Annotated in this window: 21 protein-coding genes; 9 read left to right on the top strand and 12 right to left on the bottom strand. The window is 64.0% G+C overall.

Annotated elements, in window-relative coordinates; translation table 11 throughout:
• The first annotated feature begins 21 nt into the window (after positions 1–21).
• The 4 genes from KIT10_04175 (at position 22) to KIT10_04160 (ending at position 3,847) form a co-directional block, all read left to right on the top strand.
• Positions 22–1,827: a tetratricopeptide repeat protein gene (locus KIT10_04175; GenBank protein MCW5898448.1), complete on the top strand. Its 1,806-nt coding sequence runs from the start codon at positions 22–24 to the stop codon at positions 1,825–1,827.
• A gap of 54 nt (positions 1,828–1,881) precedes the next feature.
• On the top strand, positions 1,882–2,652 hold the full coding sequence (locus tag KIT10_04170) for a response regulator transcription factor (protein ID MCW5898447.1): 771 nt from the start codon (positions 1,882–1,884) through the stop codon (positions 2,650–2,652).
• 36 nt (positions 2,653–2,688) lie between these two features.
• Complete coding sequence (locus KIT10_04165) at positions 2,689–3,276, top strand: HD domain-containing protein (protein MCW5898446.1); 588 nt, start codon at positions 2,689–2,691, stop codon at positions 3,274–3,276.
• 76 nt (positions 3,277–3,352) lie between these two features.
• On the top strand, positions 3,353–3,847 hold the full coding sequence (locus KIT10_04160; protein ID MCW5898445.1) for a hypothetical protein: 495 nt from the start codon (positions 3,353–3,355) through the stop codon (positions 3,845–3,847).
• Positions 3,848–4,034: 187 nt separating this feature from the next.
• Here the strand turns inward: KIT10_04160 and KIT10_04155 are convergent, their stop codons facing one another.
• The 6 genes from KIT10_04155 to KIT10_04130 form a co-directional block, all read right to left on the bottom strand.
• Positions 4,035–5,117: a T9SS type A sorting domain-containing protein gene (locus KIT10_04155; protein ID MCW5898444.1), complete on the bottom strand. Its 1,083-nt coding sequence runs from the start codon at positions 5,115–5,117 to the stop codon at positions 4,035–4,037.
• A 628-nt stretch (positions 5,118–5,745) separates the two neighbouring features.
• A complete protein-coding gene (locus KIT10_04150; GenBank protein ID MCW5898443.1) occupies positions 5,746–7,374 on the bottom strand; it encodes an acyl-CoA carboxylase subunit beta in 1,629 nt (542 codons plus the stop codon).
• A gap of 114 nt (positions 7,375–7,488) precedes the next feature.
• A complete protein-coding gene (locus tag KIT10_04145) occupies positions 7,489–9,456 on the bottom strand; it encodes a PQQ-binding-like beta-propeller repeat protein (GenBank protein MCW5898442.1) in 1,968 nt (655 codons plus the stop codon).
• A gap of 265 nt (positions 9,457–9,721) precedes the next feature.
• Positions 9,722–10,156 carry a cold shock domain-containing protein gene (locus tag KIT10_04140; GenBank protein MCW5898441.1) on the bottom strand — a complete coding sequence of 145 codons (435 nt, stop codon included), beginning with the start codon at positions 10,154–10,156 and terminating at the stop codon, positions 9,722–9,724.
• Positions 10,157–10,235: 79 nt separating this feature from the next.
• Positions 10,236–11,180, bottom strand: a complete 945-nt coding sequence (locus tag KIT10_04135) for an alpha/beta fold hydrolase (GenBank protein MCW5898440.1) — start codon at positions 11,178–11,180, stop codon at positions 10,236–10,238.
• A gap of 54 nt (positions 11,181–11,234) precedes the next feature.
• Complete coding sequence (locus tag KIT10_04130) at positions 11,235–13,172, bottom strand: sigma 54-interacting transcriptional regulator (GenBank protein MCW5898439.1); 1,938 nt, start codon at positions 13,170–13,172, stop codon at positions 11,235–11,237.
• Between the two features lie 167 nt (positions 13,173–13,339).
• Here KIT10_04130 and KIT10_04125 point away from each other — a divergent pair, with 167 nt between their 5' ends.
• Both KIT10_04125 and KIT10_04120 read left to right on the top strand, forming a co-directional pair.
• Complete coding sequence (locus KIT10_04125) at positions 13,340–13,894, top strand: OsmC family protein (protein ID MCW5898438.1); 555 nt, start codon at positions 13,340–13,342, stop codon at positions 13,892–13,894.
• 82 nt (positions 13,895–13,976) lie between these two features.
• Entirely contained in the window at positions 13,977–14,618 is a 642-nt protein-coding gene (locus tag KIT10_04120) for a hypothetical protein (GenBank protein ID MCW5898437.1), read from the top strand.
• Between the two features lie 59 nt (positions 14,619–14,677).
• Here the strand turns inward: KIT10_04120 and KIT10_04115 are convergent, their stop codons facing one another.
• From KIT10_04115 to mnmE, 6 genes are all read right to left on the bottom strand, one after another.
• On the bottom strand, positions 14,678–15,127 hold the full coding sequence (locus KIT10_04115; protein MCW5898436.1) for a DUF4878 domain-containing protein: 450 nt from the start codon (positions 15,125–15,127) through the stop codon (positions 14,678–14,680).
• Between the two features lie 67 nt (positions 15,128–15,194).
• Positions 15,195–15,827, bottom strand: coding sequence for a WbqC family protein (locus KIT10_04110; GenBank protein MCW5898435.1), 633 nt, complete (start codon positions 15,825–15,827; stop codon positions 15,195–15,197).
• Positions 15,828–15,916: 89 nt separating this feature from the next.
• Complete coding sequence (locus KIT10_04105; GenBank protein ID MCW5898434.1) at positions 15,917–17,572, bottom strand: PQQ-binding-like beta-propeller repeat protein; 1,656 nt, start codon at positions 17,570–17,572, stop codon at positions 15,917–15,919.
• Positions 17,573–17,603: 31 nt separating this feature from the next.
• Positions 17,604–17,984 carry a hypothetical protein gene (locus KIT10_04100; protein ID MCW5898433.1) on the bottom strand — a complete coding sequence of 127 codons (381 nt, stop codon included), beginning with the start codon at positions 17,982–17,984 and terminating at the stop codon, positions 17,604–17,606.
• Entirely contained in the window at positions 17,981–19,096 is a 1,116-nt protein-coding gene (locus tag KIT10_04095) for a WD40 repeat domain-containing protein (GenBank protein ID MCW5898432.1), read from the bottom strand. Before KIT10_04095 ends, KIT10_04100 begins: the two co-directional genes overlap by 4 nt.
• Before the next feature lie 236 nt (positions 19,097–19,332).
• Entirely contained in the window at positions 19,333–20,706 is a 1,374-nt protein-coding gene (gene mnmE, locus KIT10_04090; GenBank protein ID MCW5898431.1) for a tRNA uridine-5-carboxymethylaminomethyl(34) synthesis GTPase MnmE, read from the bottom strand.
• A gap of 47 nt (positions 20,707–20,753) precedes the next feature.
• Here mnmE and KIT10_04085 point away from each other — a divergent pair, with 47 nt between their 5' ends.
• From KIT10_04085 to sucD, 3 genes are all read left to right on the top strand, one after another.
• The gene (locus KIT10_04085; GenBank protein ID MCW5898430.1) at positions 20,754–22,091 is read left to right on the top strand and encodes an NAD(P)/FAD-dependent oxidoreductase; all 1,338 of its coding nucleotides are present in this window, start codon (positions 20,754–20,756) and stop codon (positions 22,089–22,091) included.
• A 43-nt stretch (positions 22,092–22,134) separates the two neighbouring features.
• Positions 22,135–23,316 carry an MFS transporter gene (locus KIT10_04080; protein MCW5898429.1) on the top strand — a complete coding sequence of 394 codons (1,182 nt, stop codon included), beginning with the start codon at positions 22,135–22,137 and terminating at the stop codon, positions 23,314–23,316.
• Positions 23,317–23,463: 147 nt separating this feature from the next.
• The gene (gene sucD, locus KIT10_04075) at positions 23,464–24,333 is read left to right on the top strand and encodes a succinate--CoA ligase subunit alpha (GenBank protein MCW5898428.1); all 870 of its coding nucleotides are present in this window, start codon (positions 23,464–23,466) and stop codon (positions 24,331–24,333) included.
• Positions 24,334–24,356 lie beyond the last annotated feature (23 nt).

Raw genomic sequence — 24,356 nt, 5'->3', positions numbered from 1 at the left:
TGGATCCATTGGCTGCTTCGGATGAGAAAGGCCACCCTGCTCCTCATCGTCTTCGCCACCACCGCGCATGGACAGGACCATCTGGACTCGCTTTGGTCGACATGGCAGGACGGGACACACCCGGACACGGTGCGCCTCAACGCGCTCAACGCGTTCATCTGGGAGAACCCGCGAGCGCTGGGAGAAGACAGCGTGGCCTCACTGGGGAGGATGATGTACGACTCGGCGTCGCACTGGGGTCAGCACGAGTTCATGATCGCGGCGGAGAACACGCGGGCACGTCTGAAGGCCAGGCAGGGGGACCACAGCGGCGCCATTGACCACTACCAGCATGCCCTGGTGCTCAGCCGCGAGACAGGGGACGTCCGGCGCGAGATCATCGTGCTGGCCAACATCGGGGGGAGCTATTTCCAGATGAAGGAACCCTACAATGCCCTGCAGTTCTTCAACCGGGCGCTGGAGATCTCGGGGTCGTCGGAAGATCGAGCGGAGGCGCACATCCGGACATCCATCGCCTTGGCGCACAACATGATGGGCGAGTACGAGGAAGCGGATGGGCAGGTCCGCCGTGCACTGCTCGTCGCCGAGCGCATCGGCGACAAGCGGGAGATCCTCTATGCGGCCCGGATCCTGGCGGACAACCTCGTCTCACAGGGGCATGTGGCGGAGGCCATCCCGCTCTACGAGCGTTCCCTGGCGCTGGGAGAGGAGTCGCGGAACGAACCCGCGATCGTGTCGGCGTTGAAGGGCGCTTCACTCGCCCATGCCAAGCGTGGCGATGCGGTCCGTGCCGTAGCGCTCGGCAGGCGTTCGCTCGACATGGCCCTGGCGGTCGGTGATCGATCGCGCACCATGAACAGCTATTCGAACCTGTACGAAGTATTCAAGTTGCTGAAGCGCCCGGCCGATGCCCTGGAGATGCTCGAGCAATACCTGGAGATCCACGACGAGATCCTCAACGATGAGAACAAGACCGCCCTGGTGAAGCAGAAGATCCAGCACGACTTCGACCTGAAGGAGGCCATGCTTCGAGCCGAACAGGAGAAGAAGGACGCGATCGCGGCACAGGAGATCCGCCGGCAGAAGGTGGTGCGCAACAGCTTCATGGCGGGCGCCCTGCTGCTGCTTTCCGGTGGTGGCATCTGGTTCCGCACCGATCGCAAGCGCCGCCGCGAGCGCTTCGAGAAGGAGGCCGCCGAACTGCGGACCAGCATCCTGCGCTCCCAGATGAACCCGCATTTCATCTTCAACGCCCTGAACTCCATCAACGCCTTCGTGCAGAGCAACGACGCCGATGGCGCTTCCTACTACCTCGCCAAGTTCGCCGGCGTGATGCGCGGGGTGCTGGAGAACAGCCGCCACAGCGAGGTGCCCCTGCAGGACGACCTGGATACCCTGCGCGGCTACATGGAGCTGGAGCGCAGACGCATGCAGGGCAAGTTCGACTTCACCATCGTGGTGCATGAGGACATCGACCCGGAACGGGTGATGGTGCCTCCGCTGGTGGTGCAGCCCCTGGTGGAGAACGCCATCTGGCATGGCATCGCCCACAAGGAGGGTCCGGGGCGCATCGCGGTGCAGGTGGAACTGCAGGGCGAACAGTTGGTCTGGTCCATCGAGGACGATGGTGTCGGGCTTCACGCGGCGAGGAAGACCAGCGCCGCTCCACAGGTGCAGGGCATGAAGAAGACCTCCCTGGGCACGGCCATCACGCGCAGCCGCCTCGATCTGCTGCGCCAGCAGTACGGTGGCCGGGCGGGCTTCCGCTACGAGCAGCTGCCCCTGGGCACCCGGGTGGTGGTGGACATGCCATTGATCAAGGCTTGAGGGCCGCCGGCATGGCGCCACCCCCCACGTGGGGATTTCGGCCTACTTTGGTGCATGGCCCCGACGATGGCACGGAACAGCACCGCGGTGATCGTGGACGATGAGCAGCATTGCCGCGACGCGCTCTCCGGCCTGCTGCAGCGGCGGTTCCCGGAGATCGCCCTGCTGGGCATGGCCACCAACGTGATGGAAGGCGTGGAACTCTTGAACCGCGAGCGTCCCACGGTCCTCTTCCTGGATGTGGAACTCGGCGACCGCACGGGATTCGACCTGCTGCAGGCCATCGGCCCGGACCGCCCGCACGTCATCTTCACCACCGCCCACGAAGGGTACGCCCTGAAGGCCATCCGTTTCAGCGCGCTCGATTTCCTGCTCAAGCCCGTGGACCCCGATGAGCTCCAGGCCGCGCTGGACAAGCTGAGGCAGGCCATGCGGATGCCACAACACCCCGATCAGTTCATGGTGTTGATGAAGAACCTCATGCTGTCGGCGAACAGCGACAAACGCATCGCGCTGCCCGTGGCCGAAGGCCTGGAGATGATCGACACGGACGATATCATCTACTGCGAATCGGCCAGCAACTACACCGTGGTGCACCAGAAGGACGGCAAGCGCCTGGTGATCTCCAGGACCTTGAAGGAATTCGAGGACATGCTGGGCGTGCAGGACTTCATCCGCGTGCACCACGCCCACCTCATCAATGTGCGGCATGTGAAGAAGTACATCCGGGGCGAAGGCGGCGAGGTGATCATGAGCGACGGGGCCAACGTGGCCGTTTCGCGCCGCAAGAAGCAGGAGTTGATGGACAGCCTGGCCAGGCTCTGAGACCGCTGCGGCGGTGCGATCGCCTACCTTGAACCTGTGGATCAACCCGCTGCGGAGATATTCATCCTGTCGAAACTGCGCCATGGTCTGCCGAAGGAGCGGACCTACCACAACTTCAGCCATACGCTGGACGTGTACCGTTCCGCCGTGGAGTTGGGCATGCACCACGGACTCGGGGAGGAGGACATGGACCTGCTGCGTACGGCCGCGCTGTACCACGACTCCGGCTTCCTCCTGCAGGACCACGACCATGAAGCGGCCGGATGCGTGCTCGCCCGCGAGGCCTTGCCGATGTTCGGATACGACCACGGGGCCATCGACCGGGTGTGCGGCATGATCATGGCCACGAAGATCCCTCAGCGGCCGGACGACCTGCTGGCCGAGATCCTCTGCGATGCCGACCTGGACTACCTGGGCCGCTCGGACTTCTTCCGCATCGGCACCACCCTGTTCTGGGAGTTCAGGCACTACGGCATCGTGAAGGACGAACGCGAATGGAACGAACTCCAGGTGCGCTTCTTGTCCGCCCATCAGTACTTCACCTCCACCAGCCGCGCGGAACGCGAACCGGTGAAGCAGCAACACCTCCTGAAGATCAAGGAGTGGCTGGCGGAGAACCCGTGATGGATGTTGGACTCCTTGTACCAGCAGGGCACAAGTCTTGCGCCTGTTGGTCCGAACCACCATAGCTTGGTCGGCTATGGACACCACCTCGATCGCAGGCATCCTCGCCGGTCTCTTCGCTGAACTCACCTTGGGAGCCCCGCAGGGCGGCGCCTTCATCCTCAACACCAGCGACCCCGGATTGCTGGCCTCACTGGACGGACTCACCGCCGCCGAAGCATCCGATGCCGCGCAGGGCGGCGCCACCATCGCCGCGCATGCCATGCACGTCCGCTACGGCCTCTCCCTGATGAACCGTTGGGCCACCGAGAGCGGCGATCCATTCGCCGACGCGCACTGGCAGGACGCTTGGCGGATCGGCAGGGTTGACGAGGACCGCTGGCAGGAGATCCGGAACGGTCTGCGCCACGAAGTGCTGCGCTGGGAGAAAACGTTGCATACACCGCGCGATGTGCGGAACATGGAACTCAGCGGCATGATCGGCAGCGTGGCGCACACCGCCTATCACCTCGGCGCCATCCGCCAGATCGCGTCCAAGGCGAGGGGGCCGAAGGATCCATCACCGCGGTAGTGGGATCCTGGTGGACCTGGCGAAGGGTATGGCGCAAGCCGACATGGAATGCACCACTACGCCAGCAGGGCCTGGTGCGGCCCATCGCCGCAGATGTTGCGGAGAATATGGGCGGCATTCTCCGCAGGATCATCGGCGAGAGATCCTGCCGAGTTGATCGGCCTGACATGGGGCACGCCCCCTGTGCTCACCGCTTCACGAACTGGAACGGCAGCGGATCTCCGGTATCGCGGTTGATCAGACCGCCATACATGCCCGCCTCCAGGCTGGTGATGTCCAGCTCGAGGGGGAAGCCATCGGCACCGGTTGCACCCCGGCGATGCATGACCTGCCGCCCCAGTGCATCCACAACGAACAGCTCGACCATGCCGTGCCCCAGGCAGGGGGCTTGGATCTGGATCCGATCGGTAGCCGGGTTCGGGTAAACGCGCACCCGATCGGCCGTTGCCGATGCGCTGCCTGTTGCCGTGGCGAAGTCCGCCACCTTGTACTGCACGTTCAAGACGTAGGGGGGGGGATTCCCCAGGACATCTTCATAATACGTGACAATGGCGATCGTCTCCTTGGATTGATCGTTGATGAAATGGAAGGTACGGTTGGTATCCGTAGTGAGCACGGCGCCCATACCGAATTGGGCAATGGCCATATCGGTCACATCGATCCAGCCGATGGGGTTGACCTTCGCATCGAGCCAGTTTGTGGTGTACCGGGTGCGCTTGACCCGCAGCACCGCGTAGCTGCCTCCCGGTATGGTCGTGGTACCCCAGGCATCCACTGTACTAAGGGTGGTGACCATGCCGCGCACCCGCATCGAATCAACGGTGGGATATTGGTCGGTCCAGCCGGGCGGCATTTCGTCGGGCAGGAAGTGGGTGATGGACGAACAGCTCGACTGTTGGATATCGAAGAAGTTGACCGGTGCCCAGCTCTCCGGTATCGGCGGGTTCCAATGCACGGTCCACGAAGAGCCGAGCTGGATCGGATCACTGCCGTGGGAGCCCATGTGGCTCACCTGCGTACCGGAAACGCTCAGGTAGTCCTCCTGGCCGGGCATCGCGTCCGCCGGGGCAAGCATCAGGGCCGCACCCGGAAAGTCGGCAGCGCCCATGCCGGTGGCCGGGTCGTGGTAAATGGCCTGCCAGGTGCTATCGGCTTGCAGGCCCGAAAGGTCCCAGACCTGGCCCCCACCCGGCGGGGTGAGCACCGCGTTGATGGCGTTGGGCTGGTTGCCGAATGCGTAATACAAGGTATCACCGATCACCGGGAACACGCTGTTGGTAACGGTGATCTGGGCATGCGCAGTGAGGGTGGTCAGTGCGAGCGCCAGGCAGGTGGAGTAGTGGTGGGCCATGGTACAGTGGTCGGAACGTTAAAGGTACGCGAAGGCCGGGGCGCAGGTACTTCGCGGTGGAGGGGGGCGATTCCGGGCTCATCGCTCCACATCACCTTCAACAGCAGATCAGCCTGCCCGGCCGATCGTGCTTCCAATACGGTGGGGCGGTAGCGTCCCACGGAGTCGAACTCCGCGTAAAGCAATTCGGCGTAGGGCCCGCCGTAGTCCTCCATATCCGGTCTGCCGGTAGGCAGGTCCAAGGTGGCCGCGTGCGTGGTATCCACCCCGGCCCTGCCTCCGGCAGGCGTGCTCTCGCGTCAGGTTTGAAGAACCCCCATATGGAACTACCGCGTCGCCGGTGCCTGGCTCGCCGCTTCGATGCCCATGCTGATCCAGGTGCACGTTTGCAGTGGTTGCCGATTTATCACGGCTGCCCTGTCTTAGCCATCAAGCTGAAGATGTACCGTACGACAAGGACTACGATCGAACCGCCGATCAGCATGATTATCTCCTCTTTGTTCGGCCTTCTGTATTTGAACCAGTCCATTTCTTGGAGTTCAGTTATTCAGGTTTGCAGGACCCCCATATTGAACTCCCTTGTCGCCGGGGCCTGGCTCGCCGCCTCGATCCCCATCGAGATCCACGTCCTTGTCTCCAGCGGATCGATCACCGCATCCAGCCACAGCCTGCTTGCCGCGTAATACGGGCTGATGGTCTCCTCGTACTTGCTGCGGATGCGGTTGAGCAGTTCGGCTTCCTTCTCGGGGGTGATGGTCTCGCCCTTGCCTTTCAGCGCGGCCACTTCGATCTGGAGCATCACCTTGCTGGCCTGGTCGCCGCCCATCACCGCTACTTGCGCGCTGGGCCAGCCCACGATGAGGCGCGGGTCGTAGGCTTTGCCGCACATGGCGTAGTTGCCGGCGCCGTAGCTGTTGCCCACGATCACGGTGAACTTGGGCACCACGCTGTTGCTTACGGCGTTCACCAGTTTCGCGCCGTCCTTGATGATGCCGCCGTGCTCGCTGCGGCTGCCCACCATGAAGCCGGTGACGTCCTGCAGGAAGACCAGCGGGATGTTCTTCTGGTTGCAGTTGGCGATGAAGCGCGTGGCCTTGTCGGCGCTGTCGCTGTAGATGACGCCGCCGAACTGCATCTCGCCCTTTTTGCTCTTCACCACCTTGCGCTGGTTGGCCACGATGCCCACGGCCCAGCCGTCGATGCGGGCGTAGGCGGTGAGGATGCTCTGGCCGTAGCCTTCCTTGTACTCGGTGTACTCGCTGCCGTCGACCAGTCGCGCGATGACCTCGCGCATGTCGTAGGGCTTGGCGCGCTCGGTGGGAATGATGCCGTAGATCTCCTTCGGGTCGCTCTTGGGCGCCGCGGCTTTCTCCCGGCTGAAGCCCGCATCCTTCGGCTTGCCGAGCTTGTCCACGATGGCGCGGATCTTCTTGAGGCAATCCGCATCGTCCTTGCACTTGTAGTCGGTGACGCCGCTGATCTCGCTGTGCGTGGTGGCGCCGCCGAGGGTCTCGTTGTCGATGTCCTCACCGATGGCGGCTTTTACCAGGTAGCTGCCGGCGAGGAAGATGCTGCCGGTCTTCTCCACGATGAGGGCCTCGTCGCTCATGATGGGCAGGTAGGCGCCGCCCGCCACGCAGCTGCCCATGACGGCGGCGATCTGCGTGATGCCCATGGAGCTCATCACCGCGTTGTTGCGAAAGATCCTGCCGAAGTGCTCCTTGTCGGGGAAGATCTCGTCCTGCATGGGCAGGTACACGCCGGCGCTATCCACGAGGTAGATGATGGGCAGGCGGTTCTCGATGGCGATCTCCTGCGCGCGCAGGTTCTTCTTGCCCGTCATGGGGAACCAGGCGCCGGCCTTCACGGTGGCGTCGTTGGCCACCACGATGCACTGGCGCTTGCTCACGTAGCCGATCATCACCACCACACCTGCACTCGGCGCACCGCCGTGTTCGGTGTACATGCCGTCGGCCGCGAAGGCGCCGATCTCGATGCGCGGGCTCTTGGGGTCGAGCAGGGCGTCGATGCGCTCGCGGGCGGTCATCTTGCCCTTGGCTTTGTGGTCGGCGATGCGCTTCTCGCCGCCGCCGAGGTGCACCTTCTTCAAGCGGGCGTGCAGGGCGGAGACGAGGAGCTTGTTGTGGTCCTCGTTGCGGGATACTTCGATGTCGATCTTTTCTGCCATCGGAGCCGAAAGTAGTCCGCAGGGATGTTATCCGCTGATGTCTGGCACACCCGCCTAAGGTTGTTCACAGACGGCGCGGATGAAGGCAGGGGGGAGCGCCGGTCAACGGTACCCCACCACCTTGGCACCGCTCACCAAGTAGACGGCATTGTCGAAGCCATCCACCTCGTATACCGGGGTCTTGTCCTTGCCCAGCATGATGGTATCGCCCAAGGAGCCGTCCTTCTTGTTCACGCGCATCAGCACGAATTCGCGCTTGCCGGCATCGCTGAGGATGTACTGCACGGCGCTGGTGCTGGCCGTGGCCTTGAAGCGCGCATTGGCCCGTTGCATGAACTGCTTGGTGTAGTCCAATGCCATCACTGAGGCATCGCCGTAGATGTTGGAGACCTGGCCGGTGATGTCCTTGCCGGCGGCGGAGGAGGGATCGGTGACCTGGATGCTGTTGCTGACCGCACCGAAGGCGGCGCTGGTATAGCCGAAGGCCGCTGTGTAGTAGGCTGCGCGCACGGCGTTGGCATAGAGCAGTGCACGGGTGAGGCCGCTCTCCCGTGGTGCGGGGAAGTACTTCTTGTACTTCAGGCCACCGTCCGTGCCGAAGAGTGCGATGTTCTGTTCGCTGCTCACCAGGATGCCGTGGTCGTTCACTTCAACCGCATTCGCGTTCTCTTTTCCCTCGAATTCCAGCGGGGTGCTGCTGATGGCAGAGGCGTTGCCGCCGCTCAGGGGCATGCGGTAGAGCAGACGGTCCTTGGTGTTGAATAGGTAGAGGTCGTTGGTGGTGGCCGCCACGGTGCCGGCCCCGCCCTTGAAGGGTTTGCCCAGCCGCGAAGCGCCAGTGGCGATGTCAACGACATCGGCCTCATCGCTGCTGGCGATCAGCAGGGCGTTGGGCAGCAGGCTCACCCGCTGGATGGTGCCATCGAGCTTCAGCTTCTTCGCCCAGCGGTCGGTGCCGTTGGCATCCACCAGCATGGCCACGCCGTCCTTGCCGCCCGAGGTGAGCAGGGTCTTGTCGCCCACTTCCACAGCGCCACTCAAGGGCCCAGTGACGGTGATGCCCTTGCCGTTCTTGCCCCAGAGTCCTTTACCGCTGCGGTAGTCCAGCAGCTCCGCTTTGTTGTTGTCGCCTGCGCCCACGAGCAAGCCTTGCTTCAGCGGCACGAGGGCGCCCATCGGCTGCTGGAACTGCAGCGGTTGGGCCCACGCATAGCTGCCATCGGTGATCTTGAAGGCGTTGAGGAAGGTGGTGTAGGTGATGGTCGTGGTGGTCTTGCCCGCTGCATCGGTCTTCTGGCTCTGCTTGGTCTGCTGCAGGGCCATGAAACAGAGCTCCGGTGCGTGCGGAGTGGTGATGAACGCGCCCTGCGTCTGGGCCATGGGCCCGCCGAGGTTGGCGCCGCCTTTATCGAGCGCACCCATCAATCCGGACATGCTGGCGAACTTCGGATCGGGGCTTTGCTTCCACAGCTCGGCGCCTGTGTTGGCGTCCAGCTTGTAGGCGAAGAAGAGGGTGCTGAGCAGGATGGCATCCTTGCCGGCGCTGGTGCAGGACGTGAGTTTGCTGAAAGAATCGTCCTTGGTCCATCGCACCTTGCCGGAGGCCATGTCCACACAGGCCATCACCGCCTTCTTGTCCGCGCTCTGGCCCACAAGAACGATGGCGTTGTTGGCGTAGAGGAAGTACTTGCTGGCGATGTGGCCGATCCCGCTGGCCGTGCTGCTGAAGAGGATGCTCCCCCCGAACGGCTCGATGATCATCAGTTCACCGCTGCCGGAAGCCGGTGCCACGGCCACGAAGGGTGTGTTGGCGATCTCCTCGTACCCGCTCTCGGGCGCGTTCGCCAGTTCCTTCACCGTCCACTGGATGGCGCCGGTGGCGGGGTCGATGCCTTTCAGTCCCTCACTGGTGCATACCAGCAGGTCGCCGGCGCTGGTGGTGCGCATCCACGCGATGGTGCCGCCGGGATTGGCTTCCCAGGCGGACGGTGCCTGTGCTTGAAGGGTCTGGAGTGGTGTGGAGGATGCGGAACAGATCCCGAGCATCCAGAGGAGCAGTGGTCGGCGCATGATGGAATGATCGCTGTATCGGGCCAAGAAACGTGCCGGGATGACCTATGCCATCTCCGGTTATCGAAGGTAGGCGGGGCTGCCCACTGTGCAATGGCCTTCCATGGGTCGAACAACGGTGCCCGACCTGACCCTCATGGGCCCGATCCACCTAGGCCAGCCTGGGTATATCTCTCTGGGACGGACGACTCAACGGCCGCCGATCATTCATGCAGCGCGGAACGGGTCACGCTTGAAGGACCGGTATTGGAGGAGACCTGGCGGATCAGCCCTTCTTCACGCGCACGGCGTTCAGCCCCTTGGGGCCGCGCTCCACCTCGAAGACGACCTTGTCGCCTTCCTGGATGTCATCCAGCAATCCGGTGACGTGGACGAAGAAGCGCTCCTGGGTGCCCTGCTCGCGGATGAATCCGAAGCCTTTCGAGGTGTCGAAGAAGTCGACCTTGCCATGGTACTCGGATGGGGCCTCTTCCTCGGGGCGCTTGGGAACGCCGAGCTCGATCTGGGAGGCGTCGATCTCCACGCGCTTGGTGGGGTCGGGTGGCGTGTCGGTGATGCGTCCGAACTCGTCCACGTAGGCCATCATGTTCTCCAGCCCGCCGCCGGACTTGTTGGCCTTGCGTTCCTCCTTCTTGCGTTTCTTCTCCTCCTGCTTCTGCTGGCGTTTCTTTTCCTTCTCGCGCTTCTCGAATGTGGCCATGTACCGTGACGAACGTTGTTGGTCCGCGCCTGCCGCCCCGTCGTCACATCCTCCGCTTGGAGCGGTCAGGGGATCCGGGTCATGCGTGCCGTGCGGCGTTCGTGGGTGCAAGGTACGCTCCGTGCGCGAATGGACCCGTGGCCGCCGATCTACCTGCCCAGCGACGCATCGCATCGGCGAGTTCCTCGTGCGCTTCCTCATGCACGAAGTGTCCGGCCTCCGGAAAGACGTCCACCTCGGCTTGTGGCAGCGCCTGTCTCCAGCGCTCCAGCAGGTCCGCCGGGAAGAAGCGGTCCTTCAGGCCCCAGCAGAGCAGGGTGGGTATCGGGCGAAGTCTGCGGACGCGATCCCATTGCTGCGCCCAGTAGGGGCCGGCATCGGGCAACTCCTTGACCAGAACATGCAAGGGCTGGCGTGATACGGCATCCGGAAAGACCCGCTTGTACTGCGCGTGCAGCGCGGGCGTGAGCTTCTTCCTGTCGCCGTAGGCGCCGGGCATCATCACGTTGACGCTGAAGCCGAAGCGCAGGTAAAGCAGGCGGCCCAGCCAGCCCCGCATCATTCGGGCGGGTCGCGCGAAACGCTTGTCGTCCCCCAGCGGCCACATCCAGGTGTTGTACAACACGATGCCCTTCACGTTCTCCGGATGTTCCAACGCATGCTGCAGACCGATGCCGCCGCCGAAGTCGGTGACCACGAGGGTGATGTCCTTCAACCCCAGGTGATCGATGAGGGCTTGCAGGCGCCGGGCGTGAGCGGCCACGGTGTAGTCCGCACCAGCGGGTTTGTCGCTCAGCCCGAAGCCCAGATGGTCGATGGCCACACAACGGTGGGTGGGGGAGAAGGCCTTGATCAGGTGCCGGAAACCGAAGCTCCAGTCCGGTGTGCCATGGACGAAGAGGATCACGGGTCCCCGGCCTTCGTCCACGTAGTTCAGGCGTCCTTCAGGATGATGGAACGTGCGCGACATGAACGGGAATTCCTGGCGGTCCACCCAGACGGGTATGGTGAGGTCTGCGGCCATGCCGCGAAGGTGCCATGACCACCAGCGTGACGCACTTGATCCAGGTCAAGAAGCTCAGGCGATGCCCATCTTCCGAAGCCTTGAGGCCAATGTGGTGGGCGGGATGCCCAGCAGTGCGGCGGCGCCATCCCGGCCGCTCACCCGGCCTTTGCATGCGGCCAGCGCCCGCCGGATGTTGTCGGCCTGCAACGCTTCCAATTCCTGTTCGGTGAGGATGCGTTGTTCCTCTGCCGGCGATGCGTTCGCGGACCGGGTGGGGCCAAGCGTACGTGCCAGGCCGAGAGTGCCCTCGGTGCTGGTGATCAGGGCCCGTTCGATCACGTTCTGCAGTTCGCGCACGTTGCCGGGCCAGGGGTAGTTGAGCAGTTGCTGGCGTTCCATCTCGCCGAGTACCGGGCGCGCGCGGTGGTGCCGTTTGGCGAGTTTGTCCAGCATGGCCTCGGCGATCAGCAGCACATCAGTGCCGCGGTCGCGCAGTGGTGGTACCGCGATGGGGAAGACGTTGAGGCGGTAGTAGAGGTCTTCGCGGAAACGTCCTGCGGCCACCTCGGTGGGCAGGTCGCGGTTGGTGGCGGCGATCACGCGCACGTCCACCTTCACGGTGCGCGAACTGCCCAGCGGCTCGAACTCGCCCTCCTGCAACACACGCAGCAGTTTGGCCTGGAGCGCCAACGGCAGTTCGCCGATCTCGTCCAGGAAGATGGTGCCGCCGTTGGCCAGGCTGAAGCGGCCTTCGCGCGCGGTGAGCGCTCCGGTAAAGGCACCCTTCACGTGGCCGAAGAGCTCGCTTTCGATCAGCTCGGTGGGGAGGGCCGCGCAGTTCAGGTTCACCAGCGCCTTGTCGCTCCGCGGACTGGCCTGATGCACCGCCTTGGCGAACAGTTCCTTGCCGGTGCCGGTCTCGCCGGTGATCAACACCGTGCCCTGTGTGGGACCCACCTGCATCACCTGCTCGAGGCAGCGCTTGATCCCCGGGCTTTCACCGATGATCCCGCCCAGGTCCTGCAGGGCGATGCGCTCGCGCAGCAGCGTGGTCTCCAAACCAAGCTCTTTCAACTTCTCCTCCTGGGCCAGACGCTCGTTCACGTTGCGGATGTAGATCGCCAGGAAGGGTCGGCCATCCAGTGCATAGCGGCACATGGTGGCCTCGCCGGTGAAAGCGGATCCCTTGCTGGACTTCCCGCGGATGTGTCCCTGGATGAAGGTGTTTGAAACGGTGCCGGGGGCGGCCTCCAGGTTGGCGGCGGTACGCTGCACCTTGCGCAGGGAGTCCGGCTCCAGCAATTGGGTGAGTGGGCTGCCCAGCAAGGCGGCTTCATCCCTGGCCTCGAACAACTGCTGCGCCGCCCGGTTCGCGTGCACGATCCGCAGCCCGGCATCCAGTTCCAGGATGGCGTCCATGCTGCCGTCCACCAGCCGCTCGAGCTTCGCGGCCGTTTCCTCCTGGCGCTTCTGGCTGCGGGCGCGGATCAATTCGGCGGTGGCGCGCGATGCGAAGATCCGGAAGATGGCGAAGACCTCGGGGATCTCCGCCATGGGCCGGTCGTCCAGCATGGCCAGGTGCCCCAGCAGCTTGCCGTCCTCATCGCGCAGGGCGATGCCCATGTAGCTCACCGAGGGTAGGGGAAGGTCCCGGTCGCTCGGGTACAATTCCAACAGGCGCTCGGGAATGTGCACGATGTCGGACCGGTCCACCACGCCCTCGCACGGTGTTCCTGGAATGTGGAACTTGAAGTGGTCGACCATCTTCCCGTTCAACCAGAAGGCGATCGAATCGAAGCTGTGTTCCGCTTCGATGTAGTTGGTGACCCACACACCATGCACATCGAGCACTTCGGCCAGGTTGCGCACCAGCGAGCGGAAGAAGGGCTTGCCCGTGTGCGGCGCGGTACCCTCCATGATCATCTTCAGCGCGATGAGCAGGGAGGGAAGTTTCCGTTCGGAGGTGGTGGTGCTCTTGGTGGCCATCGGCAGGGCGTGATCCACGGCCATTCGTGACGAGATCTCGTGGATCGGCGAGGATCCGCGGGGATCCGCAGGTGCTCGCTTGTTGGCAAGATACTGATCCCCAGCGGGATCGGGCCATGGCATGGCCGCTGCAAGTGGCGGGGCGTTCTGAATAACAAACCAAACAACAGAACACCAAGACCATGGAAACGATGATGAAAGAAGTGAACGGGTTCAGGATGGAGGATATCACCAAAGCGGTGGAAGGCTTCCAGAACCGCCCGGAGACCGCCGAGTTCGAGTGGCGCGTACGCAACAAGTGGGTGAAGGGTGGCCACAACCGCAGCGTGATCCAGGACTTCTACGGCGGCATGCAGGAGGACACCACCCGCGCGAAGGCCTGGGAACTGGACAACGGTGAGCCCCCCATCCTGCTGGGCGGGAACGAAGGCCCCAACCCCGTGGAATTCGTGCTGCACGCGCTGGCCGGCTGCATGACCACCACCATGGTGCTGCACGCCGCGGCCCACGGCATCGCCATCGATTCGGTGGAGTCCACCCTGAAGGGCGATTGGAACGTGCGCGGCATGCTGGGCATGGACCCCGGCATCCGCAGCGGATACCAGAACATCACCGTGCAGTTCCGCATCACGGGCGACCTCACGGAGGACCAGCGCAAGGAACTGGTGCGCTACACCACCATGTCGCCCGTGTTCGACATCGTGAGCAACCCGGTGCCCGTGAGCGTGGACCTCGACCTGGTCTGAGCCACACCGGCGAACACCAAGCAGCAGGGCCCCCTCACCGGGGCCTTCGCTGCTTGGGGTGGGGCCGTAATTTCGCCAAGCCATGTCCCGCCGCCCCCGCACCCTGTTCATCGCCCTGCCCGCCTTGGTGCTGGTGTGGTGGGGCGGTGCACTTTGGTGGACCGGCGACACGGAAGGCTTGCGGCCCAACGGTGAGCGCTATGCACTTTCCGTGGAGGAGGTGGCCCTGCTCCAGGACGGTGACATCATCCTGCGGCGCGGGCACGGACTGGTGAGCGACATGATCGCCAGGCTCCTCGCCGAACCTTTCGATATCTCGCACTGTGGGGTGATCGCCGAACGCGACGGTGAACTGTGGGTGGTGCACTCCGTTTCCAACAATGTGAGCGACTTCGATGGCATGCAGGCCCATCGGTTGCCGGTGTTCGTGCGGCAGAGCAAGCCGGGCAGCGTGATCGTCTCCCGGCTGCGCACCGACCACGACAGGACCGGCATCTCCCGCAAGGCGCGCCATTACCTGCGCCAGCAAGTGCCCTTCGACCACCAATTCGACCGGCAGGACAGCACGCACATCTATTGCTCCGAACTGGTGTGGCGCATCCTGCGCGACGAGTACGATCTGGACATCCTCGATGGCGTTGTGGAGGACCGGCTGAGTCCCTTCCGGTTCGCGCATCTGATGGATCCGCGTTGGTTCGATGTGGTGCTGAACCACCAGCAATGAAGAACCCCGGACCGGCCAAAGCCGCCCCGGGGTCCTGATGCGATCGTGAAGATCCGTCCTTATTCGGCGGCGGCCTCTTCCGTCTCCTCTTCGTATTCCCATTCGCCGCCGTCCTCCTCACCGAAGTCCATGTCGCCACTTTCCTCCTTGTTCATGTCCTCCTTGCTCATGTTCACGAGCCACTTGCCGTCCTCCTTCACGAGGTTCAGCGTCTCATCCTCCTCCTTGCCGTCGGTGCGGTAGGTCACCGTGGCCTTGTCGCCGTCGATCTTCTCGCTGAGGATCTTGAAGCTCTTGGGGTCCTCCTTGGGCATCATGGCGGCCATGCCGCCGATCATGTCCAGTACTTCGCCTGTGGCCTTGGTGGCGTATTTCTTCGCCTCCTTGAACTCCATCTTGTTGGTGTGGTCCAGGAATTTGGAGGCCACATCAGATGGGGTGGAAGCGCCACCGCCGCAGGCGGTCAACAGCACTGCGGTGCACAGCGCGAATAGGAATGGGGTTTTCATCGTTCGGTTTGGTAATGGTGAAAAGTGGCCGCAAAGGAAGACATCCTCCCGTTCAGGCACAAGGACTTCAAGGTTGGACAAGGAACTTCAACGCCTCAGGGCCGGTGTTCATCACCAGGTCGATGATGCTGCGGCGGGGCATGAAGCCATGCCGGTCGGCGAAGGTCTGGGGGTAGGGCCCGATGGCCGGAACCTGCGGTGGCAGTGGCTTCTTGGGGTGCAGCGTGGTGCGCAGGTCGGTCCGGTCCAGCGGCGGATCGGCCACTTCGCAATAGGTGTCCGAGATCACCAGTTCGGTGCGAAGCCCCAGCCATTTCAGGCCTGAACGCATGGTCGCGAGGTCAAGGTCCACCAGCCTTTCGTACCCCGCGAGCAGCACAGCTTCGATGTCCTCGATGTAGTGGATGCACCACGGCGCCTTGCCGTACGCGCTGCGGAGGGCGTGCAGATGCTGCTGTGGCCAGGTCTCCGCGGTGGACAGGCGCACCTCGCGCATGGGCAGCTTGCGCCCCTGGCCATGCTCGACCTGCAGGCTCAGGTCCTGCGGTCCGTTGGGTCCCACGATGCCGGTGCGGGTGCGGTAGCTCTGGCGCACGTAATGCTCGCCGGTATCGATGACCACGCGGGGATGCCTGGCCAGCAGGGCGTAGTGCTCCACGCTGCCGAAGTAGCAGGCGGAGAGGAGCGGTACCGGTGGCATGGCGGCAAAGGTGCGCCATGGCCCGGCACCAAAGCGGACGCGGGCCGCACCCGAAGGCACGACCCGCGCTTTCCCCGATGGGCGTGAACCTACCGGGTACCCACCTTGGTGACGTTCTTCTTGTCGTACACGTACACGAAGTTGCCGTCGGTGCTCATGGTGGTGGTGGCGCCGGTGCGCGCCTTGAACTCCTTGAAGGTGCAGTCGTCGAGGTCGAAACAGGCGATGTCGCTCTTCTCCGTCTTCAGGATCAGGCGGTCCTCATGCATGTCCTCGATGTCGCTCTTCTTGTATTTGCCACTGGCCACGGGCTCGCCGGTGTCCATGTTGAAGGTGCTCACACCCTTGTCGCCGATCACCACCACCTTGTCCTTGTAGGTGCGGATCTCCTGGGCCAGGCCCACGCCGCCCTTGGCCACGGGCACGGTGAACTTCTCAGCGCCGTTGACGGGATCCAGGCTGTACATCTCCTTGCCGCTGCTCACCACGAAATTGTCGCCCACCAGGATGGCGTTGGTGATGCCCTTCTTGAAGCGCTCGCTCTCCCAGGCGAAGCTGCCGTCGCCCGTGTTGAAGGCCTGGATGCCGTTGGGCTTCACGTTGCGCTGGTAGATCTTCCATTCCTGGTAGATCGTCCAGCCGCCCTGGCCGTCGGGTTTGCGCTGGTAGATGTAGTGCTGCACCTCCACGTTGCCGCCGATCTGCAGCAGCACCTTGTCGCCCACCACGTACATGTTGGGAATGGCCCGTGCACCGCCGCGGATCTCCGGGCTCGTCCACAGCAGCTTGCCGCTGTTGCGGTCGTACTTCTTCACATACTGGCTCTTCTTGTTGCTCATGTCCAGGATGTACATGTCGTCGCCCAGGATCACCGGTTCGGCCACGGCGTGGTACACGCCGAACTTGCGCGCACCGGCCGGGGCGGAGACCAGCCCATCGGGCGTGAAGTCGAAGGCGGCGCTGTACACGTTGGCACCCGTGTTCAGGTCGTACACCTGCATGCCGTTCATGCGCAGGAAGACCTTGTCGTCCTGGATGTCCAGGGCATAGAGGAACTCACCGCTGATGACCTTGCGTTCCGGGCGGCCGATGTAGGTGTTCTCCCAGAGGATGTTGCCGGTGGCCAGGTCGACCTTGGCGATCTGGTTCTTGAAACCGGTGAACAGCGCGCCGAGGCCGGTGGGCATGAAGTTCACCATCACCAGCTTGCCATCCCTGGTCACGGCGTAGCGGCCCACCGAGCCCTTGAACTTGTCGGTGCTCCACTTCTCCTCGCCGGTCTTGGCCATCACCCATACCAGGCGGTCCTTCAGGGCGATGGCGAAGCCGTCCTTCTCGGGCACGTACACGATGCTTTCCTCCACCAGGTTCTGGTACTTGTCCGTGTTCCAGAGCGCCTTGCCGGTGGCCATGTCCACCACCACGATCTGGTCCTTTCCCATCTTCCGGTCGAAGAGGAAGAGGCAGTCGCTTTCCCAGAAGGGGATGAGCTCGTCGATCTTGCTCAGCTTGGGCGCCAGTTCCTTGAACTTGTTGTTCCAGCGCGCCTGCCCCGTCTTGTTGTCGAACACGGTGATCTCCTTGTCCGTGGCGGCGTAGCTGTAGCCGCGCTCCTCGGTGCCGGTGCCGGTGAATTCGGTCTGGTGGCCGAGTTTGGTCTCCCAGAGGATGGACATGTCCTTCTGGGCATGAATGGCCGTGATACATAGCAGCACGGCGATGCTGATGGTCGTTCGCTTCTTCATGTGTGGGTGGTTTGGTGTGGGTATGCGTGGCTCAGTTCCTCAGGGCATCGAGGTCGAACGTGTGCTCGATGCGGTACTGCTTGCCTTTGGGGGTCTTGAAAGTGCTGAAGCGTGCCTGGTGCACCAGGTCCTTGAAGCGGTTCTGCGAGCGGATGTCGCCGCCTTCGCGGTCCAGCACCTGCACGCTGCGGATGTCGCCCTTGTCGCTCAGGCTCACCTGCAGTTTGAACCGCCCGGTGAGGTCCTCCTTGATCACGGCCTTGTAGAGGAAGCCCTCGGGGCCTTGCATGGCGGTATCCAACTCGGCGATGGCGCGCCGCTGGATCTCGTCCTTGTCGTCGATGTACTCGCGCTTCTGGGCCATGGTGTCCACGGCCAGCAGGAGCATCATCAGGGGCAGCAGCTTCCTCATGGCTTGTAGGTCCATTCGATCAGGCGGTTGCCGGCCACGATCAGCATGCGGCGGCTGTCCGGCAGGAAACAGAAGCTCATTCGGGCATCCGTGGAGGTGACCGTGTTGGTGCTGGCGCTCTTTTCGAAAAGCCGGAAACTCACCACGAAGCGGTCCACCATGCGCCCGGTGGCGCGGTCGTAGAGATGCACCTCCATGAACTTGTTGCCCTGGCTGGCGATGGCGAGGAGCTTGCCGTCCGGGCTCGCGCGGAAGTCGGGTTCGTAGGGCGAGAGCGATGGGAAGGAGGTGCGCCGCATCTCGCCGCTCACCGCGTCGGCCACGCTCAGGTAGCTCTGGTTGATATTCTTGCTGCTGGTGCGGTAGCTGTTCGGCTTGGCATGGATCCACAGGTCCTTCCCATCCGGGCTGTATTCCAGCCGGAAGACCTTGTCGAACAACTCGCCCAGGGTGTACATGGGCTTCAGTGTGCCCAGGTCGTACACCACCACGATGCGGCCATCCTTCAGCCCGCGCTTGATGGCGTCCTTGTCGTTGCGCACCGAGGGCATCGCCTCCAGCTCGGCCTTGGTCGGCTTGTGCGATACCGCGAGGCGCTTCCCATCGTTGCTCAAGGCCAGGGCATAGCCCGTGCGTTCCAAGGGCAGTTTGTCGCGCCTGCCCGATGCGATGTCCACCCGGTAGGCGCCATCGCGCATCATCACGATCATGGCGGTCTCGTCGGGCGTCACGGCCGCGGCGTGCAGTTCATCGAAGGAGAGCACCACCTTGCCGCTGGCCACTTCCACCAGTTCATGCTTCACCGGACGGTCCTTGTTCACGGAGAAGTCCAGGTAGAAGAGCTGCTGCAGCAACAGGTAGCGGCCGGTGGAGGTGAATTCGGCGCGCGAACCGGCGTACCAGTTGCCCACGTCCAGCGTGCGGGTGATGCGCTCCTCCTGGGTGTCCCAGAGCCTGAAGGGGAAAGATTGCACGGGCGCGACCGCCAGCGTGCGACCGTCCGGCGCCAGGTCCAACCATGCGTTGATGTGGTCGGTCCGGTTGGCCTCGTCGCGCATGTCGATCACGCGGAACACCTGGCCATCGTCCTGGGCCGTGGCAGCGAGCGCCATCAGGCCAAGGAGGGCAATCGCGATCAAAAGGGGCAACAGGCGATCCCGGAGTCCCTTCTGGGGTGCGTGGGTGGGCACTTGGGAAGGTTTTCGCAAAGCAGGCCTGGTGGCGGAGGCCATGTCATGCGGCAGTCACCGTGATCCGCTACGGTGATCACCGCATTCGCGGGTGGCGGCGCATGTAAAAGGGTGGGAGCGGTGAGGACGCAGGAGGCGCGATGCCCGCTGCGAGGCGCTCACTTCCCGATGCAGAAGCGCCCGAAGATGCTGCCGAGCAGATCGTCCGTGGTGATCCGGCCGGTGATCTCGCCCAGGTGGTGCTGGGCGCGGCGCAGATCTACCGCCAGTAGTTCGCCGCTGGCACCGGCCATGATCGCCTTGTGGGCATCGAACAGCGCCGCGCGTGCCTTTGTCAGCGCGTCCACATGGCGCACATTGGTCACCACCAGGTCGCCCGGGCCACTGCGCATGGCGCTCACATGTTCCACCAAGCGCTGTCTCAGCATGTCCAGGCCGGCGCCGGTCTTCGCGCTGATGGCGATCGTGCCGTTGCCGCTGGCGGCGCGCAGGTCGGCCTTGTTCATCACGGGGATCACCTCGGGGATGTAGCCTTCACCGATCTCGGCCTTGATCCGTTGCCGCAGCAGGTCGGCCTCGGTGCGCAGGGCGCCTTCGGACAGCACGGACGAGTCGCCCAGCAGCAGCACGACCTCGGCCTCGCGGGCCTTGCGGTGGCTGCGCTCGATGCCCAGGCGTTCCACGGTGTCCTCCGTGCGGCGGATGCCGGCGGTATCGATGAATCGGAACAGGACCCCGTCCAGGGTGATCGTCTCCTCCACGGTGTCGCGCGTGGTGCCGGGTATCTCGCTCACGATGGCACGATCCTCCTGCAATAGCGCGTTGAGCAGGGTGCTCTTGCCGCTGTTGGGCGGGCCCACGATGGCCACCGGCACACCCTGCTTCACCGCATTGCCGTAGCGGAAGCTCTCGATCAGCGCGGTGCACATGCGCGCTATCTCATCGATCAGGGCGATCAGTTCCGGCCGTTTGGCGAACTCCACGTCCTCTTCCGAGAAGTCGAGCTCCAGTTCCACCAGGGCGGAGAAGTCGATCAGGCGCTGCCGAAGCGCTTCGATGCCACGTCCGAAGCCACCACGCAGTTGCCGCATGGCCAGCCGGTGTTGGGCGGCACTCTGGCTGGCGATCAGGTCGGCCACGGCCTCGGCCTGGCTCAGGTCCAGCTTGCGGTTCAGAAAGGCGCGCCGCGTGAATTCGCCGGGTTCCGCCAGCCGCGCACCGGCCGTGAGCAAGGCTTCCAGCATGCGCTGCTGCACGTACGGCGAGCCATGCACGCCCACCTCCACCACGTCCTCGCCGGTATAGCTGCGCGGCCCGCGGAAGCAGGTCACCAGACCCTCGTCGATGCGGCCCTCCTCATCCTGGAAATGCGCGAAGTGGGCCTTTCGCTCTTCCACGGACCCGGACAGGCCGGGAGCCACCTTCCCCAGCACCACGAAGGCTTCCGGCCCGGAGAGGCGCAACACGGCGATGGCGCCCATGCCCGGCGGCGTGGCGATGGCGGCGATGGTGTCGTTGTGTCGATGGTCCACGGCGCGCGAAGTTCCGGATCTTTGCACCCCCGAGCGACATCGCGACGATGAGCAACGACAAAGCCCGCTACGACGGTCTGCCCTATCCCACGGTGGTGGTGGTGGGGGGCGGTTTCGCCGGCCTGGAGCTGGTCCAGGGTCTGGCCAACAAGCCCTACAAGGTGCTGCTGCTGGACCGGCAGAACCACCACTGTTTCCAGCCGCTGCTCTACCAGGTGGCCACCGCCAGCCTGGGTGCGGACAGCATAGCGCATCCCTTCCGCCGCTCGGTGGGACCCATGCCCAACGTGGCCTTCCGCATGGCCGAAGTGCGGCGCGTGGTGGCGGAGGAGAAGCGCGTGGAAACGAACGTGGGGTCCTTCCAGTACGACATCCTCGTGCTCGCCACGGGCAGCACCACCAACTTCTTCGGCAACGCACAGATGGCCGAGGTGGCCATGCAGTTGAAGACCATCAGCCAGGCCCTGGACATCCGCAGTGATTTCCTGCAGGAGTTCGAGCGCGCCATCACCTTGCGGGAGGAGCAGGACCTGCGTCGCTGCCTCAACTTCGTGATCGTGGGGGCCGGACCCACGGGCGTTGAATTGGCCGGTGCCCTGGCGGAGATCCGGCGTACGGTGTTGAAACGCGAGTACCGCGAGATGGACAGCACGCTCATGCGCATCGTGCTCATCGACAGCAACGATCGCGTGCTGAAGAACTTCAGCGAGAAGAGCAGCGCCAATGCCCTGAAGTACCTGGACGAACTGGGCGTGGAGGTGATGCTCAACAAGCGTGTCACCGGTGGCGACGACGACCACATCGCGCTCGATGACGGCGGCGTGCTGGAAACGAACACGGTGATCTGGGCCGCCGGGGTGAAAGGGGTGCTCATCCCCGGGCTGGAGCGCGCGGTGAACGAACGCGCCAACCGTTTCATGGTGGACCGCACCAACCAGCTGGCGGGCCATCCGGACATCTATGCCTTGGGCGACATCGCGCTGATGGAGGAGCCGCCGGACTGGCCCAAGGGACATCCGCAGGTGGCCACGGTGGCGATCCAGCAGGGGCGGCATCTCCTGCGGAATCTGTTGCGCCGTGCGGAAGGCCGGGAACCGCTGCCATTCACCTACCGCAACAAGGGCAGCATGGCCGTCATCGGCCGGGCCAAAGCGGTGGTGGAGATGGGTGGCCGAAGCTTCGGCGGCTGGTTCGCCTGGGCCTTGTGGATGTTCGTGCACGTGGTGCAGCTGGTCCACTTCCGCAACCGCATCATGGTGCTGGTGAACTGGGCGTGGAAGTACCTCAGTTGGAAGAACACCATCCGCCTGATCATCCGGCCCTACGTGCGCCAGGGCACACATGTATCCCGGCCCATGGTCGCCGCTGAAGAGCGCGCCGTCTGAGCCTCCGGCTACTTTCGCGCCGCCTGCCGTTGCTCAGGCCCCCATGGGTTCCCGTCTGGCCATCCTCTTTCTCACGGTCTTCATCGACCTGCTCGGCTTCGGGCTGGTGATCCCCATCCTGCCCACCTATGCGGTGGAACTGGGCGCCTCCTCCTTCGAGGTGGGCCTGGTGATGGCGCTCTATGCGCTGATGAATTTCATCTTCTCGCCCTTCTGGGGCTCGTTGAGCGATCGCTACGGCCGCCGCCCGGTGATCGCCTTCACGGTGGCCATCACCATGCTGGCCTTCCTGCTGCTGGCCAACGCGCACAGCCTGGCGCTGCTCTTCGCGGCGCGCATGCTCGCGGGGATCGGCTCGGCCAACATCGCCGCCTCGCAGGCCTACATCACGGACGTGACGCCCGTGGAACGCCGCGCCAAGACCCTGGGACTGATCGGCGCGGCCTTCGGGCTGGGCTTCATCTTCGGTCCACCCGCCGGGGGGCTCATCAAGGAGCACTTCGGCATGGACGCCGTGGGCTACAGCGCCATGGCCCTCAGCGCGCTGAACCTGATGCTGGTGCTGCTCTTCCTGCCTGAATCGTTGCGCGAGCGGGATACCGCCGCCAAGGTGCGCATGAAGCCCGTGACCCAGACGCTGCAGGCCCTGCGCAATGCCCGCTTCCGCGACCTCTTCCTCACGAGCTTCATCTACATCAGCGCGTTCAGCATGATGCAGGTGACCGTGGCCCTGCTGTGGGAGCAGCGATACGGTCTCTCCGAGGCGCACATCGGATACATGTTCGCCTTCATCGGTTTCTCCTCCGCGCTGGTGCAGGGCACCATGGTGGGCTGGCTGGCGCGCACCTTCGGCGAGGAGCGGCTCATGGTGTACGGCTGTGTGCTGGCCGCGCTGGGTCTGGCCATCATCCCCTTCATGCCCATCGACCCCTTCCTGCCCTGGGCCCTGCTGCCCATGGCGCTGCTGGCCCTGGCCAACGGCTGCCTCATGCCCAGCCTCACTTCGCAGCTGAGCCGCCATGCCACCGAGAAGGAGCAGGGCCAGGTGCTGGGCATGAACCAGAGCTTCATGTCGCTGGCGCGCATCGCCGGTCCCACCCTGGGTGGCTTGCTCTATGGCTGGCACTTCCGCGGGCCCTACGTGGTGGGCGCGGTGCTCATGGGCGGTGCGCTGGCCTTTGTGCTGGCCTACCGGCGGTCATTGGTGCTACGCAGGGACCTGTGATCCGCTTCGCACGGACCCTTGGCAGGCGCTTTCCGCGCATGGGCTATTTTCGCCGCCCGCCAACGGGTCAATTGTCGCACCACCAACCTTCAACCCTGACCTTCGGCAGGCAGGCTCCAACGGCTCAACTTCCCAACTTCATCCAGCATGAGCGTCCTCGTCAACAAGAACTCCAAGGTCATCGTGCAGGGCTTCACCGGCAGCGAGGGCACCTTCCACGCCACGCAGATGATCGAGTACGGCACCAACGTGGTGGGCGGCGTCACGCCCGGCAAGGGCGGGCAGAAGCATCTGGACAGGCCCGTCTTCGAGACGGTGAGCGAGGCCGTGGCGAAGACCGGCGCTGATGTGAGCATCATCTTCGTTCCGCCCGCCTTTGCTGCGGATGCGATCATGGAGGCGGCCGAGGCGGGGATCAAGGTGGTCGTGTGCATCACCGAGGGCATTCCCGTGAAGGACATGGTGCAGGCCCGCGAATACTTGAATGGCAAGGGTTGCGTGCTGGTGGGCCCCAATTGCCCGGGCGTGATCACCGCCGACGAGTGCAAGGTGGGCATCATGCCGGGCTTCGTGTTCAAGAAGGGCCCGGTGGGCATCGTGAGCAAGAGCGGCACCCTCACCTACGAAGCGGCCGACCAGGTGGTGAAAGCGGGGCTGGGCATCACCACGGCCATCGGCATCGGCGGCGATCCCATCATCGGCACCACCACATTGGAAGCCGTTAAGCTCTTCGCCAATGATCCTGATACCAAGGCCATCGTCATGATCGGCGAGATCGGCGGTGCCTTGGAGATCGAGGCGGCCCATTGGGTCAAGGCCCACTGCAAGAAACCGGTCATCGGCTTCATCGCCGGTGAAACAGCCCCCGTGGGACGCACCATGGGCCATGCCGGCGCGATCGTCAGTGGTGCCGATGAAAGCGCGGCCGCCAAGAAGAAGGTGATGCGCGAATGCGGCATCCACGTGGTGGACAGCCCGGCGCAGATCGGCGCGAAGGTGAAGGAGGTGCTGGGGTAAGGCCAGGTCTTCTGCCGCGCCAG

This window comes from Flavobacteriales bacterium (assembly GCA_026129465.1).
GTDB lineage: Bacteria > Bacteroidota > Bacteroidia > Flavobacteriales_F > PHOS-HE28 > PHOS-HE28.
The sequence above is the reverse complement of the archived record's forward strand: the minus strand, read 5'-3'. Positions and strand labels throughout refer to the sequence as shown.

Bases quoted from the DNA above. Each gene is read 5' to 3' on its own strand.
- KIT10_04095 (MCW5898432.1), bottom strand. From the start codon at position 19,096: ATGGCGCTCGCTGCCACGGCCCAGGACGATGGCCAGGTGTTCCGCGTG.
- KIT10_04170 (MCW5898447.1), top strand. From the start codon at position 1,882: ATGGCCCCGACGATGGCACGGAACAGCACCGCGGTGATCGTGGACGAT.
- KIT10_04135 (MCW5898440.1), bottom strand. From the start codon at position 11,180: ATGGCCGCAGACCTCACCATACCCGTCTGGGTGGACCGCCAGGAATTC.
- KIT10_04145 (MCW5898442.1), bottom strand. From the start codon at position 9,456: ATGCGCCGACCACTGCTCCTCTGGATGCTCGGGATCTGTTCCGCATCC.
- KIT10_04080 (MCW5898429.1), top strand. From the start codon at position 22,135: ATGGGTTCCCGTCTGGCCATCCTCTTTCTCACGGTCTTCATCGACCTG.
- KIT10_04175 (MCW5898448.1), top strand. From the start codon at position 22: ATGAGAAAGGCCACCCTGCTCCTCATCGTCTTCGCCACCACCGCGCAT.
- KIT10_04130 (MCW5898439.1), bottom strand. From the start codon at position 13,172: ATGGCCGTGGATCACGCCCTGCCGATGGCCACCAAGAGCACCACCACC.
- KIT10_04140 (MCW5898441.1), bottom strand. From the start codon at position 10,156: ATGGCCACATTCGAGAAGCGCGAGAAGGAAAAGAAACGCCAGCAGAAG.
- sucD (MCW5898428.1), top strand. From the start codon at position 23,464: ATGAGCGTCCTCGTCAACAAGAACTCCAAGGTCATCGTGCAGGGCTTC.
- KIT10_04105 (MCW5898434.1), bottom strand. From the start codon at position 17,572: ATGAAGAAGCGAACGACCATCAGCATCGCCGTGCTGCTATGTATCACG.
- KIT10_04110 (MCW5898435.1), bottom strand. From the start codon at position 15,827: ATGCCACCGGTACCGCTCCTCTCCGCCTGCTACTTCGGCAGCGTGGAG.
- KIT10_04100 (MCW5898433.1), bottom strand. From the start codon at position 17,984: ATGAGGAAGCTGCTGCCCCTGATGATGCTCCTGCTGGCCGTGGACACC.
- KIT10_04160 (MCW5898445.1), top strand. From the start codon at position 3,353: ATGGACACCACCTCGATCGCAGGCATCCTCGCCGGTCTCTTCGCTGAA.
- KIT10_04120 (MCW5898437.1), top strand. From the start codon at position 13,977: ATGTCCCGCCGCCCCCGCACCCTGTTCATCGCCCTGCCCGCCTTGGTG.
- KIT10_04085 (MCW5898430.1), top strand. From the start codon at position 20,754: ATGAGCAACGACAAAGCCCGCTACGACGGTCTGCCCTATCCCACGGTG.
- KIT10_04115 (MCW5898436.1), bottom strand. From the start codon at position 15,127: ATGAAAACCCCATTCCTATTCGCGCTGTGCACCGCAGTGCTGTTGACC.
- KIT10_04125 (MCW5898438.1), top strand. From the start codon at position 13,340: ATGATGAAAGAAGTGAACGGGTTCAGGATGGAGGATATCACCAAAGCG.